At 72.1% G+C, this 24,694-nt stretch carries 19 protein-coding genes and 1 pseudogene; 12 read left to right on the forward strand and 8 right to left on the reverse strand.

Annotation, left to right across the window (positions count from 1 at the left end):
• Positions 1 to 245 precede the first annotated feature (245 nt).
• Positions 246 to 1,451 carry a mannose-6-phosphate isomerase, class I gene (gene manA / locus ABZW03_RS14170; RefSeq protein WP_355256553.1) on the forward strand — a complete coding sequence of 402 codons (1,206 nt, stop codon included), beginning with the start codon at positions 246 to 248 and terminating at the stop codon, positions 1,449 to 1,451.
• A 43-nt stretch (positions 1,452 to 1,494) separates the two neighbouring features.
• On the opposite strand, the gene dnaB is transcribed toward manA, so the two are convergent.
• Positions 1,495 to 2,964 (reverse strand): replicative DNA helicase, encoded by a 1,470-nt coding sequence (dnaB, locus tag ABZW03_RS14175; protein WP_355256598.1) that lies wholly within the window; start codon positions 2,962 to 2,964, stop codon positions 1,495 to 1,497.
• Between the two features lie 578 nt (positions 2,965 to 3,542).
• On the opposite strand from dnaB, the gene ABZW03_RS14180 reads away from it, so the two are divergent.
• Positions 3,543 to 4,883, forward strand: a complete 1,341-nt coding sequence (locus tag ABZW03_RS14180) for an MATE family efflux transporter (RefSeq protein ID WP_355256556.1) — start codon at positions 3,543 to 3,545, stop codon at positions 4,881 to 4,883.
• Positions 4,884 to 4,989: 106 nt separating this feature from the next.
• Here ABZW03_RS14180 and rplI read toward each other — a convergent pair whose 3' ends face one another.
• The 4 genes from rplI to rpsF form a co-directional block, all read right to left on the reverse strand.
• Positions 4,990 to 5,436 carry a 50S ribosomal protein L9 gene (gene rplI / locus ABZW03_RS14185; RefSeq protein WP_355256559.1) on the reverse strand — a complete coding sequence of 149 codons (447 nt, stop codon included), beginning with the start codon at positions 5,434 to 5,436 and terminating at the stop codon, positions 4,990 to 4,992.
• Between the two features lie 17 nt (positions 5,437 to 5,453).
• Positions 5,454 to 5,690: a 30S ribosomal protein S18 gene (gene rpsR / locus ABZW03_RS14190; protein ID WP_030059640.1), complete on the reverse strand. Its 237-nt coding sequence runs from the start codon at positions 5,688 to 5,690 to the stop codon at positions 5,454 to 5,456.
• A gap of 79 nt (positions 5,691 to 5,769) precedes the next feature.
• Complete coding sequence (locus tag ABZW03_RS14195; RefSeq protein WP_355256562.1) at positions 5,770 to 6,372, reverse strand: single-stranded DNA-binding protein; 603 nt, start codon at positions 6,370 to 6,372, stop codon at positions 5,770 to 5,772.
• Between the two features lie 96 nt (positions 6,373 to 6,468).
• Positions 6,469 to 6,759: a 30S ribosomal protein S6 gene (gene rpsF, locus ABZW03_RS14200; protein ID WP_188298654.1), complete on the reverse strand. Its 291-nt coding sequence runs from the start codon at positions 6,757 to 6,759 to the stop codon at positions 6,469 to 6,471.
• A gap of 320 nt (positions 6,760 to 7,079) precedes the next feature.
• Here rpsF and ABZW03_RS14205 point away from each other — a divergent pair, with 320 nt between their 5' ends.
• From ABZW03_RS14205 to ABZW03_RS14215, 3 genes are all read left to right on the forward strand, one after another.
• Positions 7,080 to 7,379, forward strand: coding sequence for a hypothetical protein (locus tag ABZW03_RS14205; protein WP_355256566.1), 300 nt, complete (start codon positions 7,080 to 7,082; stop codon positions 7,377 to 7,379).
• A 211-nt stretch (positions 7,380 to 7,590) separates the two neighbouring features.
• The gene (locus tag ABZW03_RS14210) at positions 7,591 to 8,709 is read left to right on the forward strand and encodes a peptidoglycan bridge formation glycyltransferase FemA/FemB family protein (protein ID WP_355256569.1); all 1,119 of its coding nucleotides are present in this window, start codon (positions 7,591 to 7,593) and stop codon (positions 8,707 to 8,709) included.
• Between the two features lie 13 nt (positions 8,710 to 8,722).
• Complete coding sequence (locus ABZW03_RS14215; RefSeq protein WP_355256571.1) at positions 8,723 to 9,757, forward strand: alanine racemase; 1,035 nt, start codon at positions 8,723 to 8,725, stop codon at positions 9,755 to 9,757.
• A gap of 71 nt (positions 9,758 to 9,828) precedes the next feature.
• Here ABZW03_RS14215 and ABZW03_RS14220 read toward each other — a convergent pair whose 3' ends face one another.
• On the reverse strand, positions 9,829 to 11,406 hold the full coding sequence (locus tag ABZW03_RS14220) for a glycosyltransferase 87 family protein (RefSeq protein WP_355256574.1): 1,578 nt from the start codon (positions 11,404 to 11,406) through the stop codon (positions 9,829 to 9,831).
• Between the two features lie 218 nt (positions 11,407 to 11,624).
• Positions 11,625 to 14,105, reverse strand: a complete 2,481-nt coding sequence (locus ABZW03_RS14225) for a transglycosylase domain-containing protein (RefSeq protein WP_355256577.1) — start codon at positions 14,103 to 14,105, stop codon at positions 11,625 to 11,627.
• 518 nt (positions 14,106 to 14,623) lie between these two features.
• Here ABZW03_RS14225 and ABZW03_RS14230 point away from each other — a divergent pair.
• From ABZW03_RS14230 to ABZW03_RS14250, 5 genes are all read left to right on the forward strand, one after another.
• Positions 14,624 to 15,322: a helix-turn-helix transcriptional regulator gene (locus tag ABZW03_RS14230; RefSeq protein WP_355256580.1), complete on the forward strand. Its 699-nt coding sequence runs from the start codon at positions 14,624 to 14,626 to the stop codon at positions 15,320 to 15,322.
• Between the two features lie 126 nt (positions 15,323 to 15,448).
• Positions 15,449 to 16,531: an inositol-3-phosphate synthase gene (locus ABZW03_RS14235; protein ID WP_355256583.1), complete on the forward strand. Its 1,083-nt coding sequence runs from the start codon at positions 15,449 to 15,451 to the stop codon at positions 16,529 to 16,531.
• A gap of 146 nt (positions 16,532 to 16,677) precedes the next feature.
• Positions 16,678 to 18,000 carry an MFS transporter gene (locus ABZW03_RS14240; protein WP_355256586.1) on the forward strand — a complete coding sequence of 441 codons (1,323 nt, stop codon included), beginning with the start codon at positions 16,678 to 16,680 and terminating at the stop codon, positions 17,998 to 18,000.
• 108 nt (positions 18,001 to 18,108) lie between these two features.
• Positions 18,109 to 18,798, forward strand: a complete 690-nt coding sequence (locus tag ABZW03_RS14245) for a hypothetical protein (protein WP_355256589.1) — start codon at positions 18,109 to 18,111, stop codon at positions 18,796 to 18,798.
• 32 nt (positions 18,799 to 18,830) lie between these two features.
• Positions 18,831 to 19,871: a hypothetical protein gene (locus ABZW03_RS14250; RefSeq protein WP_355256592.1), complete on the forward strand. Its 1,041-nt coding sequence runs from the start codon at positions 18,831 to 18,833 to the stop codon at positions 19,869 to 19,871.
• A 102-nt stretch (positions 19,872 to 19,973) separates the two neighbouring features.
• On the opposite strand, the gene ABZW03_RS14255 is transcribed toward ABZW03_RS14250, so the two are convergent.
• Entirely contained in the window at positions 19,974 to 21,398 is a 1,425-nt protein-coding gene (locus tag ABZW03_RS14255) for a CCA tRNA nucleotidyltransferase (protein WP_355256601.1), read from the reverse strand.
• 365 nt (positions 21,399 to 21,763) lie between these two features.
• On the opposite strand from ABZW03_RS14255, the gene ABZW03_RS14260 reads away from it, so the two are divergent.
• Both ABZW03_RS14260 and ABZW03_RS14265 read left to right on the forward strand, forming a co-directional pair.
• Entirely contained in the window at positions 21,764 to 24,325 is a 2,562-nt protein-coding gene (locus ABZW03_RS14260; protein ID WP_355256595.1) for a DUF6049 family protein, read from the forward strand.
• A 58-nt stretch (positions 24,326 to 24,383) separates the two neighbouring features.
• Positions 24,384 to 24,694 (forward strand): annotated as a pseudogene (locus tag ABZW03_RS14265) (hypothetical protein); the annotation flags it as partial.

Below are 24,694 nucleotides of genomic sequence, written 5' to 3' on the forward strand. Positions count from 1 at the left end.
CGCGGCGTTGGGGTGCGTGCATCGCAAGGCGGAGGAGGGAGCCACTGCGGAGCATTGGCGACCGACGACAACGCGGCGAGGTGCGTGCCCCGGCGCCGCGCACCCGGCAAGGATCCAAGAGACAGACCCTAGGGGTCGTTTCCCTTGCCCGTGCCCGGACCGCCCGCACCGCCGGGCCCGCCCCGGCGATCCGGACCCGGGACGTCCGGGGGCCGCCCAGACAGCGAAGGAGTAGGACCGCGCGCATGGACAGGCTCGTCAACACCGTCCGCCCGTACGCCTGGGGGTCGCTCACCGCCCTGCCCGAGCTGCTCGGGCAGCAGCCGACCGGTGAGCCGCAGGCGGAGCTGTGGATGGGCGCCCACCCCGGCGCCCCGTCGCGCGCCGACCGCGGCGAGGGCCCGCGCCGACTGGACGAGCTGATCGCGGCCGACCCCGAGGGCGAGCTGGGCGCCGCGAGCGTGGCCCGGTTCGGCCCGGCCCTGCCGTTCCTCTTCAAGGTCCTGGCCGCCGGCATCCCGCTGTCCATCCAGGCCCACCCCACGCTGGCCCAGGCCCGGGCCGGATTCGCCGCCGAGAACGCCCTCGGCATCCCGCTGGACGCCCCCGAGCGCAGCTACCGGGACGCCAACCACAAGCCCGAAATGGTCTGCGCGCTGGGCGAGTTCGACGGCCTGTGCGGCTTCCGCCGGCCGGCCGGGGCGGCCCGGCTGCTGGCCGGACTCGCGGTGCCCGGGCTCGCCCCGGTGATCGAGCGGCTGGCCGCCGGTGGGGGCGCCTCCCGACCGGAGGCCGGGGAGGAGGCCGCGGCGCTGCGCGGCGCCCTGACCGCCGCCCTCGCCCTGGACGGGGAGACCGTCCGGCGGACCGTCGAGGCGCTGGCGGCGACCGACCCGGACGGGGAGTACGCCCCGTACGCCCGGATCGCGAAGGACTTCCCGGACGACCGCGGCGTGGTCGCCGGGATGCTGCTCAACCACGTCCGGCTGCACGCCGGCCAGGCGCTCTACCTGGGCGCCGGGGTGCCGCACGCCTACCTCTCCGGCACCTGCGTCGAGCTCCAGGCCAACTCGGACAACGTGCTGCGGGCCGGCCTCACCCCGAAGCACATCGACGTGCCGGAGCTGCTGGAGGTCGTGGTCTTCGAGGCCGGGGCCCCCGAGGTGCTGGAGCCGGTCCCGGTCGAGGGCACCCCGGGCGAGGAGCTCTACCCCGTCCCGATCGACGAGTTCCGGCTCTCCCGCTTCGTGCTGGCCGGCGCCGGGCCCGAGATCGACGGCCGCACCCCGCAGATCCTGTTCTGCACCGAGGGCACCACCCGGCTGACCGCCGCCGACGGCACCGTCCTGGACCTGGCCCGCGGCCAGTCCGCCTTCCTCCCCGCCACCGGCACCCCGACCCGCCTCTCCGGCACCGGCGCCACGCTCTTCCGCGCCACCGTCACCGTCTGAGACCGGCCCCGGCCCGGAAGACCGGGCCGGTCCCCGTCCCGGGTCAGTCCCGGGTCATGTCCACGAAGCGCGAGTAGTGGCCCTGGAAGGCCACCGTGATGGTCGCGGTCGGACCGTTTCGGTGCTTGGCGACGATCAGGTCGGCCTCGCCCGCGCGCGGGGACTCCTTCTCGTAGGCGTCCTCGCGGTGCAGCAGGATGACCATGTCCGCGTCCTGCTCGATCGAGCCGGACTCGCGCAGGTCCGAGACCATCGGCCGCTTGTCGGTGCGCTGCTCGGGGCCACGGTTCAGCTGGGAGAGCGCGATGACCGGGACTTCCAGCTCCTTGGCCAGCAGCTTGAGGTTACGGGACATGTCCGAGACCTCCTGCTGACGGTTCTCGGCCCGCCGGGAGCCGCCGGACTGCATCAGCTGGAGGTAGTCGATGACGATCAGCTTGATGTCGTTGCGCTGCTTCAGCCGGCGGCACTTGGCGCGGATCTCCATCATCGACAGGTTCGGCGAGTCGTCGATGAACAGCGGCGCCTCGCTGACGTCGGGCATCCGGCGGGCGACGCGCGTCCAGTCGTCGTCCGTCATGTTCCCGGAGCGCATGTGGTGCAGCGCCACCCGGGCCTCGGCGGAGAGCAGGCGCATGGCGATCTCGTTGCGGCCCATTTCGAGCGAGAAGATCACGCTCGGCAGCTTGTGGTGGATCGAGCAGGCCCGCGCGAAGTCCAGCGCGAGGGTGGACTTGCCCATCGCGGGGCGGGCCGCGATGACGATCATCTGGCCGGGGTGCAGCCCGTTGGTGAGCTGGTCGAAGTCGGCGAAGCCGGTCGGCACGCCGGACATCTGGCCCTGCCGGGAGCCGATCGCCTCGATCTCGTCGAGGGCGCCCTCCATGATGTCGGCGAGCGGGGCGTAGTCCTCGTTGGTGCGCTGCTCGGTGACGGCGTAGATCTCCGCCTGGGCGGCGTTGACGATCTCGTCCACGTCGCCCTCGGCCGCGTAGCCCATGCCGGCGATCCGGGTGCCCGCCTCGACCAGTCGGCGCAGCACCGCGCGCTCGTGCACGATCTGGGCGTAGTACTCGGCGTTGGCCGCGGTCGGGACGGAGTTGACCAGGGTGTGCAGGTACGCGGCGCCGCCGACCCGCTGGAGTTCGCCGCGCTTGGTCAGCTCGCCGGCCACCGTGATCGGGTCGGCCGGCTCGCCGCGGGCGTAGAGGTCGAGGATCGCGCCGTGGACCATCTCGTGCGCGGGCCGGTAGTAGTCGGCCGGCTTGAGCACCTCGACCACGTCGGCGATGGCGTCCTTGGAGAGCAGCATGCCGCCGAGGACGGACTTCTCCGCGTCCAGGTCCTGCGGCGGGACGCGCTCGAAGCCGTCCGTCCCGCCACCGCCGTCGCCCTCGTCCCGGCGCTGCCAGCCGCCCTCCGGCCGGCCGCCCTTGCCGCCCTTCTGGAAGCCGCCCTTGCCGTCGCGGCCACCGCCCTGACGCCCCTCGCCGCGGCCGCGCGAGACCGGCAGCCGGTCACCGGGGCCGTCCGGGAAGGGCGCGTCGTCGAAGGCGCCGGCCGGGAAGGGGTCCTCGGCGGTCTGCCAGTCCTCCTCCGGCGGCGGGGCGTCGTGGTCGTCGTACTGGGGGCCGGTCACGCGTGTTCCCCGATCAGCGAGTGGTGCGAAGTTGGAGCGGGCTTGCCGGTGGCTGGGTGGAGCGGATCCGATCCTCTTTGTACGCCACGGCTCCGACAAATCGGACGCCGGGGGCGGCGGGAGTGTCGGGCGGAGGGCCCACGCTAAGGCGCCGGACGCCCTTGCGCCAAGGCGGTTATCCACAGGGGGTGTGGATGAACGGCCCCGTCCTGTGGAGAACTGCCGCAAAGCTGTGGACACCCCTGTGGACGTCCCTGTGGATAACCGGACGATCCATCCACCGTCAACCTGTTGACCTGGGATTACCTCTTCCCGGGCCTGTGCATGAGAAATTCTTCACACACCTCCGAACGGCTGTGGGCACAGAGCGGACGAACCGCACCGCTCAAGATTTCGAGTAATGGGCACAAGGCACTTACATCCATTACCTGTGGATGAGTAGCCTGGAGCCCATGACCGCCTCGCCCCCGACCCCGGCCCCCTCCCGACGCCGGCACGACCGGGAGATCCTCGCCCTGGCCGTCCCGGCCTTCGGCGCGCTCGTCGCCGAGCCGCTCTTCCTGATGGCCGACTCGGCGATCGTCGGCCACCTCGGCACCCCGCAGCTGGCCGGGGTGGGCGTCGCCTCCGCCGCGCTCTCCACCGCGACCGGCGTGTTCGTCTTCCTCGCCTACGCCACCACCGCGGCGGTCGCCCGCCGGATCGGCGCCGGGGACCGCCGGGGCGCCGTCCAGCAGGGCATCGACGGCATCTGGCTCGCCCTGGGCCTGGCCGTCCCGGTGGTCCTGCTCACCCTGCTGGTGGCCCCCTGGGCGGCCGACGTCCTGGGCGCCTCGGCGACCGCCGCCCCGCACGCGGTGACGTACCTGCGGATCAGCTCCCTGGGCATCCCGGCGATGCTCATGGTGCTGGCCGCCACCGGGGTGCTGCGCGGCCTCCAGGACACCCGGACGCCGCTGGTGGTGGCCGTCGCGGGCTTCGCCGCCAACATCGGCCTGAACGCCGGCCTGGTGTACGGCGCCGGGCTCGGGGTGGCCGGCTCGGCCTGGGGCACCGTGCTCGCCCAGACCGGGATGGCCGCCGCCTACCTGGTCGTGGTGGTCCGCGGCGCCCGCCGGGAGCGGGCCTCGCTGCGGCCGGACGCGGCGGGCATCCGGGCCGGTGCCCGGGCCGGCGGGCCGCTGCTGGTCCGGACGATCAGCCTGCGCGCGGTGCTGATGACCGCCACCGCGGTGGCCGCCCGGCTCGGCGACGACCAGGTGGCCGCCCACCAGATCACCATGACGCTGTTCAACTTCCTGGCCTTCGCGCTGGACGCCATCGCGATCGCCGGCCAGGCGATCATCGGCCGCTACCTGGGTGCCTCGGACGTCCCCGGCGCCCGCGCCGCCACCCGGCGGATGGTCGAGTGGGGCATCGTCTCCGGGCTGGTGCTCGGCCTGCTGGTGGTGCTCGCCCGCCCGCTGTACGTCCCGCTGTTCACGCCCGATCCGGCCGTCCGGGCCCAGCTGGACACCGCCCTGCTGCTGCTCGCGCTCACCCAGCCGGTGGCCGGCCTGGTCTTCGTGCTGGACGGCGTGCTGATGGGCGCCGGGGACGGCCCCTACCTGGCCTGGGCCGGGCTCGCGACCCTGGCGGTGTTCGTCCCGGTGGCGCTGGCGGTGCCCGCCACCGGTGCCGGACTGGCCGGGCTCTGGTGGGCGATGAACCTGTTCATGCTGCTGCGGGCCGGTTTCCTGGCCTGGCGCGCCCGCGGCGGCAAGTGGCTGGTCACCGGAGCGGTGCGCGGCTGACCCCTCGGCGCCGGGCCCGGGGCCGGGACCGGAAAGGGACCGGGCCGGAAAAGCCCGAGGGCCGGACTCCCGGAGGAGTCCGGCCCTCGGGCCTTCGCTACGGAGCTCAGGCAGCCACGACGGCGACGTCGAGGTTGGCCACGACGTCCGAGTGCAGCTTGACCGAGACCTTGTGGGAGCCCACGGTCTTGATCGGCGAGGCGATCGCGACGGCGCGCTTGTCCACCGCCGGGCCGCCGGCGGCCTTGATGGCCTCGACGACGTCGGCCTGGGTCACCGAGCCGAACAGACGGCCGGCGTCGCCCGAGCGGACGGCCAGCTTGACCTGGACGCCCTCGAGCTGACCCTTGACCTCGTTGGCGGCCTCGAGGGTCTGGATCTCGTGGATCTTCCGGGCGCGACGGATGGCGTCGACGTCCTTCTGACCACCCTTGGTCCAGCGGATGGCGTAGCCACGCGGGACCAGGTAGTTGCGGGCGTAGCCGTCCTTGACCTCGACGACCTCGCCGGCGGAGCCGAGACCCGGCACCTCGTGCGTGAGGATGATCTTCATTACTTGGTCACCCTCTCTTAGCGCGCGGTGCTGGTGTAGGGCAGCAGCGCCATCTCACGGCTGTTCTTCACGGCCGTGGCGACGTCACGCTGGTGCTGGGTGCAGTTGCCGGTCACCCGACGGGCACGGATCTTGCCGCGGTCGGAGATGTACTTCCGCAGCAGGTTCGTGTCCTTGTAGTCAACGTAGTTGACCTTGTCCTTGCAGAAGACGCAAACCTTCTTCTTCGGCTTGCGAGCAGGCGGCTTCGCCATTGTGTGCTCCATTTGGGGTTCACGGCCCGGCGGGCGTCCGGGGACGCCGGCGGCCGGGCCGCACGAAATCTGTCAGCTCTTAGAACGGGGGCTCTTCCGAGTAGCCGCCACCACCGGACGGGGCACCCCAGCCGCCGCCCTGGTTTCCACCGGACGGGGCGCTGGAGGCCCAGGGGTCGTCGGAGGGGCCGGACTGGCCGCCGCCGGAGTTTCCACCCCAGCTGCCGCCGCCCTGCTGTCCACCGCCGCCGCCCCAGTTGCCGCCGCCCTGGCCGCCACCCTGCTGGCCGCCGAAGCCGCCACCGGGGCCGCCGGACCGGTTGGCCCGGGTGACCTTGGCGGTCGCCGAGCGCAGGCTCGGGCCGACCTCGTCGACCTCGACCTCGAAGACCGTCCGCTTCTCGCCTTCCTTGGTCTCGTAAGACCGCTGGCGCAGTCGGCCCTGCACGATGACGCGCATGCCGCGCTGCAGCGACTCGGCCACGTTCTCCGCCGGCTGACGCCAGACGTTGCACGTGAGGAAGAGGCTCTCGCCGTCCTTCCACTCGTTCGTCTGACGGTCGAAGGTGCGGGGGGTGGACGCGATGCGGAACTTCGCGACCGCCGCACCCGACGGGGTGAAGCGCAGCTCGGGGTCGTCGACGAGATTGCCGACGAGGGTGATGACGGTCTCGCCTGCCATGGTGGTGATGACCTCTCGGGAAGATGTCCGTTCACCGCTGTTTCACGTGAAACAGCGGACGCGAGCTACCCGAGACCCGAAGGCCTCAGAGGTGGCTCAGTGGGTGTCCGGGCGCAGGACCTTGGTCCGCAGAACCGACTCGCTCAGGCCCAGCTGGCGGTCGAGCTCCTTGACGACCTCAGGCGTGGCCTTGAGGTCGATGACCGAGTAGATGCCCTCGGACTGCTTGTTGATCTCGTAAGCCAGACGGCGGCGACCCCAGGTGTCGACCTTCTCCACCTTGCCACCCGCGTTGCGGACGACAGCGAGGAAGCTCTCGATCAGGGGGGAGACAGCGCGCTCCTCGACCGAGGGGTCGAGGATGACCATCAGCTCGTAGTGACGCATGAGTAACCCACCTCCTTTGGACTCAGCGGCCACGGTCTCTCCGTGGCAGGAGGGTTGTGCGTAGCGTCGGCACCGGAGCAGTGACGACTCCGGCCCACCGTAACGGCCGGGTCGGACAGTCGGCCCCGATCCGGCCGGAGCCGGGCGTCGCCCCGAAGAGGGCGCAAAGGGGGCACAACTACACCAGTGCAGACGGCACAGCCTACCTGCACCCGGACGGCCGAACAAAACGCATAGGGGTTGTGAGAGCGACCCAAGCACCGCAATCTGGACGGAACGGGATCCCTGCCCGTTCGTCTCCACGCCAGGAGGTGGGACCCATGGCCCAGTCCGTCCACCGCATGCCCGCCCTCACGCTGAACACCGACGGCCACCCGCACCCACGCGAGAACACCCTGGTGGGCATCACCGCCCTCCTGGGCGTGATCGCCTTCACCACCTCGTTCTTCCACAACCTGCACGTGCTGACCTCGTGGACCGGCCTGTTCGGCATCGTCACGGGCCTGTGGGGCATGTTCGTCTCGGTCACCACCGCCGAGCGCTTCGTCCTGATGATCACGCTCGGCGCCGCCGCGCTCGGCTTCTACCTCGGCATCGCCCGCGGCGGTCTCTGGGGCTGAGCCCCCGCACCCCCGCGCCGCACCGGCTGGGACCGAACCCACAGGCCCCGCCCGGAACCCTCGCCGCCCCCGTCGCGTATCTGGAAGAGGAGACAGGTACCCGACGGGGGCGCCGTCGTGCCCGCCACGACGGGCGCCCGGGCCCCGGACGATAGGGTCAGGCCCGAGAACCTGGGGCCACCGCAGCCCGACCGACGAGGAGCACCGAGCAATGAGCCTGCGCCTGAGGACGATCACCCGCGAGGAGCACCTCGCCTTCATCAGGAGCCGTGCCTCGGCGAGCCACATGCAGGTGCCGTCGTGGGGCGACGTGAAGGCCGAGTGGCGGTCCGAGTCGATCGGCTGGTTCGACGACGCCGACCAGCTCGTCGGCGCCGGCCTGGTCCTCTACCGCCAGCTGCCCAAGCTCAAGCGCTACCTCGCCTACCTGCCCGAGGGCCCGGTCATCGACTGGTTCGACCGCGACCTCGACCGCTGGCTCTCCCCGATGCTGGCGCACCTCAAGGCGCAGGGCGCGTTCTCGGTGAAGATGGGCCCGCCGATCGTCATCCGCCGCTGGAACGCCCCCACCATCAAGGAGGCGATCGCCGCCAAGCAGGCCAAGCGGCTGCGCGACGTCGAGGCCGACTGGTACGAGGCCCGCGCCTTCGAGGTGGCCGACCGGCTGCGCAAGGCCGGCTGGCTGCAGGGCGAGGACGGCGGCGCCGGCTTCGGCGACGTCCAGCCCCGCTACGTCTTCCAGGTGCCGCTGGCCAACCGCTCGCTGGACGACATCCACAAGAACTTCAACCAGCTCTGGCGCCGCAACATCAAGAAGGCCGAGAAGAGCGGCGTCGAGGTCTACCAGGGCGGCTACGACGACCTGCCGATCTTCCACCAGCTCTACCTGGTCACCGCCGAGCGCGACAAGTTCACCCCGCGCCCGCTGGCCTACTTCCAGCGCATGTGGAAGGCCCTCGTCGCCGAGGACCCGAACCGCATGCGGCTGTACATCGCCTACCACGAGGGCGAGCCGCTGGCCGCCACCACGATGCTGGTGGTCGGCGAGCACGTCTGGTACTCCTACGGCGCCTCCGCCAACCACAAGCGCGAGGTCAAGCCGTCCAACGCCATCCAGTGGCGGATGATGCGCGACTCCTACGCCCTCGGCGGCGGGGTGTACGACCTGCGCGGCATCAGTGACACCCTGGACGAGAACGACCACCTGTTCGGCCTGATCCAGTTCAAGGTCGGCACCGGCGGCCAGGCGGCCGAGTACCTCGGCGAGTGGGACTTCCCGCTCAACAAGCTGCTGCACAAGGCCCTCGACCTCTACATGTCCCGCCGCTGAGGAGGCTGACCCGATGACGCTGTCGCTCTACCTCGACACCGAACGCTGGCGCACCCACCAGCGCTCCGTCCTCGCCGAGTTCCCCGGCCTGGTGCCGGTCGCCAAGGGGAACGGCTACGGCCTGGGCAACCACCGGCTGGCCGAGGAGGCGACGCTGCTGGGCACCGGGGTGCTCGCCGTCGGTACCGCGTACGAGGCGGCCGACGCCGCCGAGTGGTACGGCGGCGAGCTGCTGGTGCTCACCCCCTACCGGGTCGGCGAGGAGGTGCTCCCGCTGCCGCACGCCCGGGTGATCCGCACGGTGGCGAGCGTGGACGCGCTGCGGGCGCTGCACGGCTCCCGGGTGGTGCTGGAGTGCATGACCACCATGCGCCGGCACGGCGTGAGCGCGGCCGACCTGCGCACCGTCGCCGCCGAGCTGGAGGGCGTCGCCTTCGAGGGCCTGGCGCTGCACCTGCCGATGGACCGGCCGGACGGCTCCGACCCGGTCGACGAGGTCGCGTACTGGGTGGACACCGCCCGGGCGGCCGGCATCCCGGTGCACACCGTGTTCGTCAGCCACCTCGGCGCGGCCGGCATGGACCGGCTGGCCGAGCGCTACCCGCAGACGGTCTTCCGGGCCCGGATCGGCACCCGGCTCTGGCTGGGCGACCACGCCGCGCTGGAGGTCCGGGCCACCGTGCTGGACGTCACCCCGCTGCAGAAGGGCGAGCGGTACGGCTACCGCCAGCACCCGGCGCCCTCCGACGGGCACATCCTGGTGGTCGCCGGCGGCACCGCGCACGGCATCGGCCTGGAGGCGCCCAAGTACCTCCAGAGCATGGGGGCGCGGGCCAAGGGCATCGCCCGGGCCGGCCTGGCGACCGTCAACAAGACCAAGTCGCCGTTCCACTGGGCCGGCAAGCAGCTGTGGTTCGCCGAGCCGCCGCACATGCAGGTCTCGCTGCTCTTCCTGGACGGGGAGACCAAGCCCCCGGCGATCGGCGAGGAGCTCGGGCTCCAGGTCCGGCACACCACCACGCACTTCGACCGCGTGGTGGACCGCTAGCAGCCTCCGACAGGGCTCGGCTCGCCTCCGGTCGAGGGGCTCGCTCGCCCGGTCAGGCCTTCCCGTCCGGGTCAGGCCTTCTCGGCCGGCTCCGGCAGATCAGGCTCGTCGAGCCACTGCTCGGGGCCGGCCGGCGCGTACGCGGCGTAGCTCTCCTCCTCGCGCAGCCGGCGGGCGGTGCCCAGCACGAACACGTCCGGGGCGTGGTCCAGCACCCCGCCGGAGGGGTCGTCGCTGCCGTCCCAGCGGACCGGGTCGCGGTCCGGGTGGAGCACGTCGCGGACCACCAGGGCGACCAGGTAGAGCGTGCCCAGCAGGTGCAGCCCGATCGCGAAGTGGTACCAGCCCTCGCCGATCCCGTGCTGCTTGGAGCCGGTGACCAGGCCCAGGTGGGACCAGATGCCGAGGGTGTAGAGCACCTCGCAGGCCTGCCAGATCAGGAAGTCCCGCCAGCGCGGCCGGGCCAGCACCGCGAGCGGCAGCAGCCAGAGCGCGTACTGCGGCGAGTACACCTTGTTGACCAGCACGAACAGCGCGACCACCAGGAAGGCCAGCTGGGCGACCCGCGGCCGGCGCGGGGCCGAGAGGCCGAGCCACGCTATGGCCAGGCAGCCCAGCACCATCAGCACGCCGATGTAGACGTCGAGGTCGGCCAGCCCGGCGCCGCGGCGCTGCATCAGGATCAGCCAGAACGAGCCGTAGTCCTCGCCGCGGTGCTTGCTGAACACGTAGAAGGTCGACCAGCCCCGCCAGTTGGCCAGCATGATCGGCAGGTTGACCAGCAGCCAGGCGCCGACCGCGCCGCCCAGCATCACCCGGAACTCGCGCCACCGGCCGGCCCGCCAGCAGAGCACCAGCAGCGGGCCGATCAGCAGCAGCGGGTAGAGCTTGGCCGCGGTGGCCAGACCGATGAACACACCGGCCCAGCCCGGCCGGGCGCCGGCCCACCAGGCCATCGCCACGGCGGCCAGGGCGACCGCGAGCAGGTCCCAGTTGACGGTGCCGTTGAGCAGCAGGACGGGGGCAAGCGCGAACAGCAGCGCGTCCCACGGACGGCGCCGGTGGGTGCGCGAGAGCGCCACCGCGGCGACCACCGCGCAGGCCATCAGCATCCCGGCGTTGATCGCCCAGAACCACTGCTCCTGGCTCCGCTGGTCCCCGCCGCCGGGCGTCAGCCACGCCGCGACCTGCATGAACAGGCCGGTCAGCACCGGGTACTCCAGGTACTGGAGGTCCCCCGAGGAGCCCGGGATGCGGTCCACGTACGGGTGCAGCCCGGCCGCGAAGCCGCGCCCGGAGAACAGGTGCGGGATGTCGCTGTAGCAGGCGTGGACGTACTGCGGCGAGCCCGGCTGGAACCAGGCCTGCTCGTAGCAGGGCAGCTTCTGCACCATGCCGAGCACCGACACCACGATCACCGCGAGCGCCAGGAAGCGCGCCGGGACCCACCAGGAGACGCCGAGCAGCGCCCGGCGGCCGGGGGGCCCGCCGATCACCTCGCTGCCGGCCGCCGCCACCGGGTCCTCGTCGGCCGGGACGACCACGGTGTTGGCCGGCGGCGCGGCCGTGGCGACGGCTGCCGGGAGGGGCCCTGCGGCGGCGCCGGGCCCGACCGGGCCGGCGGTTTCGTCACGATCGCTCGACGTCATGCCGGACATCCTGCCGCACCGGTCCCGCCGGGACGAGGAGGACCCCGCAACGGTCCGTGCCGACGCGCGGGCCGTTCCCGGTGAAACCGGCAGCGGTCCGGACGAAAGCGGCGGCGGTCCCCACCGCAACGGCGGCCGGCACGGAAACGGCGGTGGCGGCCCTCCGAGGAGGACCGCCACCGCCGTTCAAGGTTCCGGGTTTCCGCCGGGCCGGGCCGCTACCCGGCCGCCGCGCCCTGCAGACCGCCGGTGGTGCTCGGCGTCGGCTTGCCACCACCGCCGCCACCGCCGGGCGGACGGGTGCCGCCGCCACCGCCACCGGGCGGCGTCGCGCTGTCCGACGGCCCCGGTTGCGTCGGGCAGCCGACGAGCGGCAGACAGGTGCTGCTCGGGTGCGGGTTCCTGGTCGGCGTGTTGCTCGGCTGGTCGCCGGGGCAGTCCACGCCGGGCACGCAGGTCTGGGTGGGCTGCGGCTGCACCGGCGGCTGCGGCGCCTGCGACTGGGTCTGCGCCGGGGCCGTCGGGGTGTCGGTCGCGGTCGGAACGGCCGTCGCGGTGGCCGTGGACGGCGCCCCGGAGGAGTCCACCTCGGTGCCGACCGGCTGCGGGGTCGGGAAGTCCATCTTCTTCTCGTTGGCCAGCGCGGCCTTCATGTACCGGGTGAAGACGTCGGTCGGGATGTCACCACCGTGGATGGACTCCTTGCCACCCGTGCCGTTGAGCGACTGCCGCTCGTGCTTGGCCGGGTCCTCGCGCCACATCGCGACGCTGGTCACCAGCTGCGGGGTGTAGCCGACCCACCAGGCCGACTTGTTCTGGTCGGTGGTACCGGTCTTGCCGGCCACCGGGCGGCCCAGGTCCTTGGTCTTCTTGCCGGTACCGTTCACCGCCACGTTCACCAGCACGTCGGTGACGTTGTCGGCGACGGCCGGCTCCAGCGCGACCTTGGGCTCCTTCTTGCCGAAGCCCGGGCGCTCCACGCCGCTCACCTCGACCTTGGTGACCGAGTACGGCTCGGACTCCTTGCCGCTGGCCGCCAGGGTGCCGTAGGCGGTGGCCATCCGGATCGGGCTGATGGTGGAGGTGCCGAGCGGGAAGGTCGCCGTCTTCGGGTCGGCGAGGCTCTCCTTCTTGACGCCCATCTGCACCGCGATGTCGGCCACGTTCTGGCCGCCGACGTCCTGGTTGAGCTGGACGAAGGGCACGTTGTACGAGTACTGCATCGACTGCCGCAGCGAGACGTAGCCGCGCTTGCCGGAGTCCTCGTTCTTCTGCCGGTACGGCTTGCCGTCGTCGCCGATCACCAGCGAGCCGTCCGGCTTGCGGATCTCGGACATGTCGTCGGCCAGGTAGCGGCTGTCGGCGTTGATCCGCTTCGGCTTGCCCTTGTCGTCCTTCGCGGTCTGCACGCCGACCTGCATCGCGGTGGCCAGCACGAAGGGCTTGAAGGTCGAGCCGACCTGGACGCCGGTGGCGTCCGCGTTGTTGTCGAAGTGGCCGTTCTCCACGCCGTCACCGCCGTAGAGGGCGACGATCGCGCCGTCGCCGGGGCGGATGCTGGCCGAGCCGAACTGGATGTTGGTGTCGTTGTCCGGCCGCTTCTGCGGGTTGAGGTTCTCCGCCTTGACGGCGTCGACGGCCGTCTTCAGGGCGTCGACCTTGTCCTTCTCGAAGGTGGTGTAGATCTTCAGGCCGCCCCGGTCGATCATCTGCTGGGTGATCGTCTTGTCGGTGGCCAGCACGTACTTGTTGGCGGTGTCGACCAGGTAGCTGATCTCGCCGTTCATGTTGGAGCTGGGCTTCTGCGGGATCGGGTCCGGGAACGCGGTGCACTTGGCGCGCTCGTCCGGGGTGATGGCCTTGGTGTCCACCATCTGGTCCAGGATCCAGTTCCACCGGCCCTGGGCGCGTTCCTTGTTGGCCGGGTTGGTGGGGTCGTAGTAGGTCGCGCCCTTGAGCAGGCCGGCCAGCATGGCGCTCTGGCAGACGTTCAGGTCCTTGGCGTCCACCCCGTAGTACGCCTGGGCGGCGGCCTGGGCGCCGTTCGCACCGCGGCCGAACCAGCTGGTGTTCAGGTAGCCGGTGAGGATCTCGGGCTTCTTCTTCTCCTGGTTGACCTTCAGCGTGATGAAGAACTCCTTCACCTTGCGGCTGAGGGTCTGCTCCTGGCTCAGGTAGGCGTTCTTCACGTACTGCTGGGTGATGGTCGAGGCGCCCTGGGTCTCACCCCCCTTCGCCATGTTCCAGACGGCGCGGAGCATGCCCTTGGGGTCGATGCCGCTGTCGGTCTCGAAGGTCTTGTTCTCCGCCGCGATGACGGCGTTCTGGAGGTTGGGGCTGATGTCCTTGAGCTCGACGATCTGACGGTTGGTCTGGCCCTTGCGGGTCATCTCCGTGCTGTCGGCCCAGTAGTAGATCGTGTTCTGGTTGTTGACCAGCTCGTTCAGCTCCGGGACCTTGGTGGTCTGGTACAGGTAGAACACCAGGCCCACGAAGCAGCCGAAGACCAGCAGGAAGCCGCTCAGCCACTGCTTCCAGGACGGCAGCCAGCGCCGGACGCCGGTCTTGCCGAACCGCGGGTAGTCGATGAAGCGCTTCTTGCCGGGGCCGGCGGCCGCGGCGGAGGCGGAGGCCGCACCGCGCTTGGCGCCCCCCTTGCCCTTCTTCTGGGCAGCCTTGCGCATCTCCGCACGGGTCATCCGGGGCTGCTGTGCGGTTTCCCTGACCCCCGAGGGGCGACGCCGGCCGACGCCGTCCGAGCGCAGCTCGTCGGGCCCCGGCCCGTCGCCCCGACGGCCGCCGCCTCCCGGGGGCTGCTGCCCCTCACCGCCCGGGTTGGGCGTCCTTCGCCGTCGCTCGCTCATCTTCCAGCCACTCCTCGCCAGGCGTTTCCAGCCTGAAGGCAGGGTTCACGTCCGATGCCCGCAAACCGCCCTGATCCCGGAGGTGGTCCTCGTGCACACGCGACAGCGTACGCAGCATGGAAATACACCTAATCGGACATCAGTTGCCAATGAGCACAAAACGGCGACAGATCATTACACGCCCGTTGCCAACCCCGCCCGCGCGTCGGCTTGTGATCACATTCACGCGTGCCCCCCTTGCCGGTTCCGGGGGCCGGGTTTACTGTTCTCGATATATCGAGCCGATACATCGAAGCGGAATACCGCCGGATGCGACGGCCCGGTCGGACACCGCGAGGGAGGAGGACGACGGCATGGGCAGGCGCTCAGGAGTGCTGGAGTTCGCCGTCCTCGGACTGCTCCACGACGCCCCGATGCACGGCTACGAACTACGCAAGCGGCTGAACATCCTGCTCGGAACGTTCCGGGCGCTCTCCTACGGGACGCTCTACCCCTGCCTGAAGAGCCTGGTCGCCCAGGGCTTCCTGGTCGAGGACAACCCGGACGTCGAGTACGTCCCGGCCACCGCGCTCAACGGCAAGCGGTCCAAGATCGTCTACCGGCTCTCCGCCGAGGGGAAGCAGCGCTTCGAGGAACTGCTCGCCGACTCCGGCCCGGACGCCTGGGAGGACGAGCACTTCGGCGTGCACTTCGCCTTCTTCGGCCAGACCGACCGGGCCGTGCGGATGCGCGTCCTGGAGGGGCGCCGCAGCCGGCTGGAGGAGCGGCTGGAGCGGATGCGCAACTCGCTGGCCCGCGCCCGCGAGCGGTTCGACGACTACACCGTCGAACTCCAGCGGCACGGACTGGAGTCGGTGGAGCGCGAGGTCCGCTGGCTCAACGAGCTGATCGAGACCGAGCGGTCCAACCGCACCGGCCGGACCGGCCCCGACGCCGGCGGCGGCACCGCCGGCCCCCGAAGGACTTCGGACGGCCGTGGCCAGGAGACCGGGTCCCCGGACCCGTCCGGGCCGCCGTACGACCGCCCGGGGCGCTCCGACCAGGAGCGCTGACACCGCGCCAGCCCTGTGCCGCGCGGCAGGATTGGGCGCCTCGCGCCCGTACATGCAGTCATCGAAGAAGCAGGACGAGTTCCGCCGACCCCGGCGGTCCTCATGAGATCACAGGGAGCAACCGGAATGGGTTCGGTTCGCGTAGCCATCGTGGGCGTGGGCAACTGCGCCGCGTCGCTGGTGCAGGGTGTCGAGTACTACAAGGACGCCGACCCGGCCGGCAAGGTCCCCGGCCTGATGCACGTCCAGTTCGGCGACTACCACGTCCGTGACGTGGAGTTCGTCGCCGCCTTCGACGTCGACGCCAAGAAGGTCGGCTTCGACCTGGCCGACGCCATCGGCAACAGCGAGAACAACACCATCAAGATCTGCGACGTGCCGCCGACCGGCGTGACCGTCCAGCGCGGCCACACCCTCGACGGCCTGGGCAAGTACTACCTGGAGACCATCGAGGAGTCGGACGAGGCGCCGGTCGACGTCGTCCAGGTCCTGAAGGACCAGCAGGTCGACGTCCTGGTCTGCTACCTGCCCGTCGGTTCCGAGGACGCGGCCAAGTTCTACGCCCAGTGCGCCATCGACGCCAAGGTCGCCTTCGTGAACGCCCTGCCGGTGTTCATCGCGGGCACCAAGGAGTGGGCGGACAAGTTCACCGAGGCCGGCGTGCCGATCGTCGGTGACGACATCAAGTCCCAGGTCGGCGCGACCATCACGCACCGCGTGATGGCCAAGCTGTTCGAGGACCGCGGTGTCATCCTCGAGCGCACCATGCAGCTGAACGTCGGCGGCAACATGGACTTCAAGAACATGCTCGAGCGCGAGCGCCTGGAGTCCAAGAAGATCTCCAAGACCCAGGCCGTCACCTCGCAGATCCGCGACCGCGAGCTGGGCGCCAAGAACGTCCACATCGGCCCCTCGGACTACGTGGCCTGGCTGGACGACCGCAAGTGGGCCTACGTCCGCCTGGAGGGCAAGGCCTTCGGCGACGTCCCGCTGAACCTGGAGTACAAGCTGGAGGTCTGGGACTCCCCGAACTCCGCCGGTGTCATCATCGACGCCCTGCGCGCCGCGAAGATCGCCAAGGACCGCGGCATCGGTGGCCCGATCCTGTCGGCCTCCTCGTACTTCATGAAGTCCCCGCCGGTCCAGTACTTCGACGACGAGGCCCGCGAGAACGTCGAGAAGTTCATCCGCGGCGAGGTCGAGCGCTGAGCACCCGGCGCTGAGCGGCGGCGGCCGAGCCGCTGCCGCCCCTAGCCCGTCGGAAGGGCCCACGGTCTGCGGACCGCGGGCCCTTCACGTTCTCGCGGCCAATGTTTCACGTGAAACGTCGGCCGGTTCCATGGCACTCTGGGCGGGTGGCGATCACCGAGAACGGCAGCACCCACCAGTCCGCGCACCGCGCCACTCTCCTCGACCTGTTGAAGGGCCGCGACTTCCGGCGGCTGCTGACCGCCCGGGTGCTCTCCCAGCTCTCGGACGGCGTCTTCCAGGTCTCGCTCGCCGCGTACGTGGTCTTCTCCCCCGAGAAGCAGTCCTCCCCCGCCGACATCGCCTCGGTGCTGGCCGTGATGCTGCTGCCGTTCTCGGTGATCGGCCCGTTCGCCGGCGTGCTGCTGGACCGCTGGCGCCGCCGCCAGGTGCTCTACGTCGGCAACCTGGCCCGCTTCGGGCTGGGCCTGGTCACCGGCGCGCTGCTGCTGGCCGAGGCGCCGACCTGGCTGTTCTTCGCCTCGGCCCTGCTGGTCACCGCGCTCAACCGGTTCATCCTGGCCGGCCTGTCCGCCGCCCTGCCCCGGGTGGTGGAGCAGGACCGGCTGGTCACCGCCAACGCCCTCTCCCCCACCCTCGGGACGGTCGCCGCCGCCTCGGGCGGGGGCATCGGCTTCCTGCTGCACCAGCTGATGGCCCCGGGGCCGAGGGCCGACGCCGCCCTGGTCACGGTGGCCGCGCTGCTCTACCTGTCGGCCGCGCTGGCCGCCCGCCGGATGGACCGCGACCTGCTCGGCCCGGACCGGCACGCGGACCGCCCCGGGCTCAACCAGGCGCTGGTCCGGGCCGCCGTCGACCTCGGCGCCGCGGTGCGCCACCTGGTCCGGGACTGCCGGCCCGCCGTGCACGCGCTGGCCGCCGTCACCGCGGCCCGGTTCTGCTACGGCGTGCTGATCGTGGTCGTGGTGATGCTCGCCCGGTACACCTTCAACGACCCGGCCGACAGCGCGGCCGGGCTGGTCACCCTCGGCCAGGCGGTCGGCCTGTCCGCCGCCGGGTTCTTCGTCGCCGCGCTGGTCAGCCCCTGGTGCACCCGCCGGCTGGGCCTGGCCGGGTGGATGACGGCCTGCCTGGTCGCCCCGGTGGTCTTCGTCCCCGCGCTGGGCCTGAGCTTCACCCTGGTGCCCTGCCTGATCGCCGCCCTGCTGCTCGGGGTGGTCACCCAGGGCACCAAGATCTGCGCCGACACGGTGGTGCAGGAGTCGGTCGAGGACGAGTACCGCGGCCGGGTCTTCGCCATCTACGACGTGCTGTTCAACGTCGCCTTCGTGGCCGCCGCCCTCGTCACCGCGCTGGTGCTGCCGCTGTCCGGCCGCTCCGTCGCGGTGGTGCTCGGGGTCGCCGGGGTATACGCCCTGACGGCCGTCCTCTACCTGGGCGCCGCCCGCCGGAGCCCGCTCCCCCGGTGACCAGGCCTCCTGGAGGGCCCCGGGGGCTCGGGGCCGAGGTGGTCCGACCGACTCGCTAAGGTACTCAACCTGTCGGAACGACAGAACTCTGCCTCGGGGGACGAACTGATGAGCACACCGCCCAATCCGTACGGACCGGCCCCGGTGGGACCGCCCGCAGCACCGTCGTACGGGGCGCCCGTCCCCCCGCCGGCCGCGCCGTACGGACCGCCGCCGGCCTACGGACAGCCCGCGCCGCCGGCCCCGGCCGGCTACGGCCCGCCGCCCGGCTACCCGCAGCAGCCGCCGGGTCCGCAGCCCTACGGGCAGCAGCCGTACGGCCAGCCGGCCTACGGCCAGCCGGGCCCCAACCCGTACGCGCAGCAGCCGCCCGCCGGGCCGTACGGCCAGCCGCAGCCCGCTCCGGCGGCGCCGCCCGCACCGGCCGCGCCGGCCGACAAGAAGCGCGGCCTGCGGTCCAAGCTGCGGATCGTCGGAGTGGTCGGCGGCTGCCTGGCGCTGGCGGTGGGCTACTTCGTGGCCGGTCCGAGTGTCAGCAGCGCCAAGCCCGGCGACTGCGTGCGGGCGAACGGCTCCCGCGACGTCGACATCGTCAAGTGCACTGACAGCAAGGCGAATTACCGGGTCCTCGCGAAGTTCGAGGGCACCACGGACGTGAACCGCTGCAAGCAGACGCCGCAGACCACGAGCGTGGTCTCGGGCAAGAGCGGCCGCCGCTGGAACAAGAAGCGGTACGTGCTCTGCCTCGGCCCGCTGGCGCCCGCCACCACCGGCGTCCCGCCGGTGAAGAAGTCCTGAACTCTTCCGCCTCTCCTTCCCGGGGGACCTCCTTGTCCGCTCCGCCTCCGCCCCAGATGCCGTACGGCCCGCCGCCGGGCGACGGCAACCCGTACGCCACCGGCGGCTCCTACGGCGCCCCGCCCCCACCGCCGCCGCCCCCCGGGTACGGCTACCCGAGCCCCCCGCCGCCGCCCGAGCAGCCGTACGGCGCCCCGCCCCCGCCCCCGCCCGGCGGCTACGGCTACGGGTACCCGCCGCCCCCGGTGGACGGGACCACCTGCCGGTTCTGCGGCGGCTACCCGGCGGTGGAGGCCACCGTCCGCGGCCACCAGGGCCTGATCATCGCCTACCGGATGCTGCGGATGACCGGCCCGTTCTGCCGCACCTGCGGCACGGCGACGGTGCGCGACATGTCGGCCCGGACGCTGGTCCAGGGCTGGTGGAGCCTGGTCTCCTGGCTGCTGACCCCGATCACGCTGCTGCTGAACCTCGGCCCGCACAACAAGTTCAAGCAGCTGCCGCCGCCCGTCCCGGGCAGCCACGGTCCGCAGCTCGACCCGGGCGTCCCGCTGACCAGCCGGCCGCACATCGCGATGCTGCTGGTGCCGGTCTCGCTCGCGGTCACCGTGGCCCTGGCCGCCACCGGGGTGCTCGGCCCGGGGAAGAACGACCCGGTCGCCGACCCGACGCCGACGTCCACGGTGCTGACCTTCTCGCCCACCCCGCTGCCGATGCCGACCTACACCCCGCCGGTCATCCCCTCGCCGACCTTCACGCTGCCGGCCCCGACGATCACGCTCCCGCCGGTCACCACCCCGACGGCCGACTCGGACAGCAAGGTGGACGCGGCCAACACGGGCGACTGCCTGCGCAACGCGAACGGCACCAGCGAGACCACCGACACCAACCCGAAGATCACCGTGGTGCCCTGCACCGACGCCAAGGCGCAGTACAAGATCGTCTACAAGTACCTCGCCACCTCCGACGAGAAGGTCTGCGAGAAGCAGCCGAAGTCGGACAGCTGGTACACCAGCAAGCACCCCAACTTCCCGGCCCTGGACTACGTGCTCTGCCTGAAGCAGGTCAAGTAGCCCGGGACGGACGAGGGGTGGCCCCGGCGCTCGGCCGGGGCCACCCCTCGTGTCCTGTCCGGAGCCCCGCCCGGAACTTCGTCCCGCGCGCCGGAGCCGGGCTCAGCCCTGCTGCCCGGCCCACCAGTCGCGCAGCGCCGCGACCGCCTCGTCGTGCTCCATCGGGCCGTGCTCCAGCCGGAGTTCGAGCATGTGCTTGTACGCCTTGCCGACCTGCGGGCCGGGCTTGAGGCCGAGCAGCTCCATGATCTGGTTGCCGTCCAGCGCCGGGCGGACGGCGTCCAGCTCCTCCTGCGCCTTCAGCTCGCCGATCCGGGTCTCCAGACCGTCGTAGGTGCGGGAGAGCGCGGCCGCCTTCTTCTTGTTGCGGGTGGTGCAGTCGGAGCGGGTCAGCTTGTGCAGGCGCTCCAGCAGCGGCCCGGCGTCGGTGACGTAGCGGCGCACCGCGGAGTCGGTCCACTCGCCGCCGCCGTAGCCGTGGAAGCGCAGGTGCAGCTCGACCAGGCGCGAGACGTCCTCGGTGAGCTCCTTGGAGTACTTGAGCTCGCGCATCCGCTTGCGGGTCATCTTCGCGCCGACCACCTCGTGGTGGTGGAAGGAGACCCGGCCGTCCGCCTCGAAGCGGCGGGTGCGCGGCTTGCCGATGTCGTGCAGCAGCGCGGCCAGCCGCAGGGTGAGGTCCGGGCCGTCCTGCTCCAGGTCGATGGCCTGCTCCAGGACGGTCAGCGAGTGCTCGTAGACGTCCTTGTGCCGGTGGTGCTCGTCCCGCTCCAGCCGCAGCGCGGGCAGCTCGGGCAGCACGTGGTCGGCCAGGCCGGTGTCGACCAGCAGCCGCAGGCCCTTCACCGGGTGCGCGGCCAGCAGCAGCTTGTTCAGCTCGGCCTGGATCCGCTCGGCGGAGACGATGGTGAGCCGCTCGGCCATCGCGGTCATCGCGGCGACCACCTCGGGCGCCGGGTCGAAGTCCAGCTGGGCGGCGAAGCGGGCGGCCCGCATCATCCGCAGCGGGTCGTCGGAGAAGGACTCCTCGGGGGTGGCGGGGGTGCGCAGCACCCGGGCCTCCAGGTCCTCCAGGCCGCGGTGCGGGTCGACGAAGCCGCGGCCGGGCAGGTCGACGGCCATCGCGTTGACCGTGAAGTCCCGGCGGACCAGGTCCTCCTCGATGGTGTCGCCGTAGCTGACCTCGGGCTTGCGCGAGGTGCGGTCGTACGCCTCGGAGCGGTAGGTGGTGATCTCGATCAGGAAGGAGCCCTCGGGGGTGTCCTTGCGGGCGCCGACCGTGCCGAAGGCGATGCCGACGTCCCAGACCGCGTCCGCCCAGCCCTTGACCAGCTTGAGCACCTGCTGCGGGCGGGCGTCGGTGGTGAAGTCCAGGTCGTTGCCGAGCCGGCCGAGCAGCGCGTCCCGGACGGACCCGCCGACCAGCGCCAGCCGGTGGCCGGCCGCCTGAAACCGCCGGGCGATCTCGTCGGCGACCGGCGACACCCGCAGCAGCTCTTGGAGGCCGAGCGTCTGGGCCTCGCTCAGGCCTGGTACGACCTGGACGGCGGTGCTGGAACGGTCGGTGCGCGCGGTGGGCTCATTGGCAGTGGACACGGCTCACAAGGGTACGTGCCCCGACAGGTCAACCGCCCGCGCGTTCTGGGCGTCTCACCCCACAGCCCGCAACACTGCACCGCGGGCTGCATCGTTACCATGCCGGTGGACGGGTCTCGGGCACCGGACAGGGGATGCGGTGTCGCGCGCCGCCACCACCCGCGGAAACCCCCGCGGCGGCGGTGCGGTGACGCCGTCGGACGAAGAGTTCCACACGGGTCAGGCGAGACCGTCGGGCGGACCGCCGGACGGACAGCATCAGCAGCGAACGATCGAGAACGGCGAGGGCGAAGCGAGTGAGTGAGCCGGCACGGCACTCGGGCCTGGGGGCGCACCGACAGCCTGGACGGGCCGAGCGCCCCGCCGAGGGCCGCCATCCGGCCCGCCGGGCGCGCCGCGCGGGCCTGCGCCTGGCCGCCGCCTGCGCGGCCGCCCTGGTCCTCTTCACGGCCACCCCGGCCGGCGCGCTGCCCGCCGGCGGCAACGTCCGGCCGGCCGCCGACTCCTCGGTCACGGCCGAGTACCCGGTGGTGATGACCATCGACACGCTGAGCCCGCAGGTGGCCGTCCCGAACGGCACCGTGACGATCTCCGGACACGTCACCAACGCCGGCAAGTCCCCGATCAAGGGCGCCCACGCGGCCGTCCTCAAGCCGTACTCCAACAAGCCGCTGGACCGGCGCAACGACCTGGCCATCGTGGCCGGCCGCACCGCGCCGGACAGCAGGGACGGCGTGGAGCTGGACACCCCGCAGTACGCCCTGCCGGAGCTCGAACCGGGGAAGACCCAGCCGTACACCCTGAGCGTCGCGGTGGGCGACCTCGGGTTCTCCACGAGCGGCGCGTACGAGCTCGCGGTGGACGCCTGGGGCGGGACCGCCGAGAACCCGCGCGACCGCGCCCTGGGCATCGCCCGGACCTTCCTGCCGTACAACCCGGGCGGCGCCGAGGCGCAGCCGACGAAGGTCAGCACGGTCTGGCCGCTGGTGCACCCGCCGGTGCTGGCCGCCCAGACCAGCACCGACGGCAGCGACCAGCCGGTCTCGGTGCTGCGCGACGACAGCCTGGCCACCGAGTTCGCCCCGGGCGGCCGGCTGTACGAGCTGGTCGACACCGGCGCCAAGCTGAACGGCCTGACCTGGGTGGTCGACCCGGACCTGCTGGACGCCGCGCTCGCGATGACCAAGCCCTACCGGGTGCAGAAGCCGGGCACCGAGGCGTCGGGCAAGTCGGCCAAGGACGACAACACCGTCCAGGTCCCGGCCTCGGCCGCCGCCGTCGCCTGGCTGGACAAGCTCCGGGCCGCCGTCGCCAGGCCGGGCGACCAGGTGGTCTCGCTGCCGTACGCCGACCCGGACCTCGCCTCGATCGCGCACAACGGCTCCGACCTGGCCGGGATGACCACCGCGCTGAACAAGGCGGCCACCGCCGGCCGGCTGACCGTCGAGGGCCGGCTCGCCGTGGACACCCGCTCCGACGTCGCCTGGCCGTACCAGGGCCTCCTCGACCAGCAGATCGCCGCCCTCGCCCAGCAGTCGGGCAGCGGGCTGGTGCTGGTCAACGGCGCGGTCATGCCGGAGCCGGACTCGCTCAACTACACCCCGACCGCCGTCCGCCCGATCGGCAACGGACAGAGCGCCGTGGTGGCCGACGAGACCGTCTCCGCGCTCTTCGCCAAGGACCTGAGCAGCCCGCAGGCGCAGACCGAGTCCACCCAGCGCTTCCTCGCCGAGACCTTCGCGATCACCCACGAGCAGCCGCAGAACCAGCGCGGGCTGCTGGTCATGCCGCCGCGCGAGCTGAGCGCCGCCGGCGCCAAGGCACTGGCGAACGCCCTCCAGACGGCGGACGGCAAGTGGATCTCCTCGGTCAAGCTGGACGCGCTGGCCCAGTCCGCGGCCGACCCGAAGGCCAACACCGCCGTCCCGGCGCCCACCGACTACCCGGCCCAGGCCCGTGCCTCGGAGCTGGCGGCGGCCGACCTGAGCCGCACCGACGACATCCAGCAGGACCTGGACACCCTGATGCGGGTGCTCACCCTGCCGCAGCGGGTGCGCGGCCCGTTCAGCGCCGCGATGGTCCGCTCGCTGTCCACCGCGTGGCGCGACCAGCCGCAGGCCGGGAACACGTACCGCACCGGTGTCACGGCGTACCTGAAGGAGCTGACCAACGCCGTCCAGGTGCCCAAGAAGAACGTGGTCACCCTGGCCGGCAACACCGGTCTGCTCCAGGTCAGCGTCCGCAACGACCTGACCCAGACGGTCACCAACCTGAAGCTGGTGCTCACCTCGGCCCAGCCGAACCGGCTGCGGGTGAGCAAGGAGGAGGAGCTGGTCCTCCCCGCCTCGCAGAGCGCGACCCTCCGCTTCAACGCCGAGGCCCGCAACAACGGGCCGGTCTGGATGACCGCCCAGCTGTGGACCACCGGCCCCAACCCGCGGCCGTACGGCGAACCGCAGCGGTTCCAGGTGGACGTCACCTCGGTGACCAACGGGGTGCTGTACGTCTTCGCGGGCGCCGGCGTCCTGCTGCTGCTGGCCGCGCTGCGCTTCGTGCGCCAGCGCAAGCGGCTCGGCGGGCAGCCGCACGAGGACGGCGACCAGCCGATCGGGGACGCCCCGGCGGCGGGCGGCGCCGGATCGGCGCAGGACCCGGCGCAGGACCCGGCGGAGAAGCCGGCGGAGAAGCCGGTGGAGGAGTCTGCGGAGGACACCGGGAAGGACCCCGCCGGGGCCCCGGCGCCGGACGGGACCGGTGGGACGGACGACGCCCCTGGTGGCGGTCGTGCGCAGACACCGCGCGGCAGCAGCCCGGATGGCCGGGATCGGGCCGCCGGTGATGAGAAGGTTGGTCCTTGATACCGCCGACACCCCGCACCGCCGGGCCGGCCTCCCCCCACGACAGCGAAGAGGTGACATGACCGGGCGCAGCGAGGAGCGGCCGCCGGGCCGCGGTGAGAGCCGGCCGGGCGCCGAGTCGCCGTCCGGCGACTGGTACGTGGCCGACACCTACGCCCAGGACCCGTACGCGGCGGACGCGTACGGGCACCCGCAGGACGGCCAGGACCCGTACGGTCTGCGGGCCGGTCGGCCCGCCGCGCCCCAGCCGCCGGCCGCCGCGTACGACGTGCCGCCGCAGCTGCCTCCGCAGGGCGGCGGCTACCCGACGCCGGTGCCGCCGGCCCCGTACCAGGCCGCGGAGCAGTTCCCGGAGCAGTTCGGGGCCCC

It is taken from the genome of Kitasatospora sp. NPDC004799 (genome assembly GCF_040609095.1).
In the GTDB taxonomy this organism is placed as follows: Bacteria; Actinomycetota; Actinomycetes; order Streptomycetales; family Streptomycetaceae; genus Kitasatospora.

Coding starts and splice junctions, on each gene's coding strand:
- rplI (WP_355256559.1), bottom strand. CDS start 5,436: ATGAAGATCATCCTCACGCACGAGGTGCCGGGTCTCGGCTCCGCCGGC.
- rpsF (WP_188298654.1), bottom strand. CDS start 6,759: ATGCGTCACTACGAGCTGATGGTCATCCTCGACCCCTCGGTCGAGGAG.
- ABZW03_RS14225 (WP_355256577.1), bottom strand. CDS start 14,105: ATGACCCGTGCGGAGATGCGCAAGGCTGCCCAGAAGAAGGGCAAGGGG.
- ABZW03_RS14215 (WP_355256571.1), top strand. CDS start 8,723: ATGACGCTGTCGCTCTACCTCGACACCGAACGCTGGCGCACCCACCAG.
- manA (WP_355256553.1), top strand. CDS start 246: ATGGACAGGCTCGTCAACACCGTCCGCCCGTACGCCTGGGGGTCGCTC.
- ABZW03_RS14205 (WP_355256566.1), top strand. CDS start 7,080: ATGGCCCAGTCCGTCCACCGCATGCCCGCCCTCACGCTGAACACCGAC.
- ABZW03_RS14210 (WP_355256569.1), top strand. CDS start 7,591: ATGAGCCTGCGCCTGAGGACGATCACCCGCGAGGAGCACCTCGCCTTC.
- ABZW03_RS14220 (WP_355256574.1), bottom strand. CDS start 11,406: ATGACGTCGAGCGATCGTGACGAAACCGCCGGCCCGGTCGGGCCCGGC.
- ABZW03_RS14180 (WP_355256556.1), top strand. CDS start 3,543: ATGACCGCCTCGCCCCCGACCCCGGCCCCCTCCCGACGCCGGCACGAC.
- ABZW03_RS14245 (WP_355256589.1), top strand. CDS start 18,109: ATGAGCACACCGCCCAATCCGTACGGACCGGCCCCGGTGGGACCGCCC.
- ABZW03_RS14195 (WP_355256562.1), bottom strand. CDS start 6,372: ATGGCAGGCGAGACCGTCATCACCCTCGTCGGCAATCTCGTCGACGAC.
- ABZW03_RS14235 (WP_355256583.1), top strand. CDS start 15,449: ATGGGTTCGGTTCGCGTAGCCATCGTGGGCGTGGGCAACTGCGCCGCG.
- rpsR (WP_030059640.1), bottom strand. CDS start 5,690: ATGGCGAAGCCGCCTGCTCGCAAGCCGAAGAAGAAGGTTTGCGTCTTC.
- ABZW03_RS14230 (WP_355256580.1), top strand. CDS start 14,624: ATGGGCAGGCGCTCAGGAGTGCTGGAGTTCGCCGTCCTCGGACTGCTC.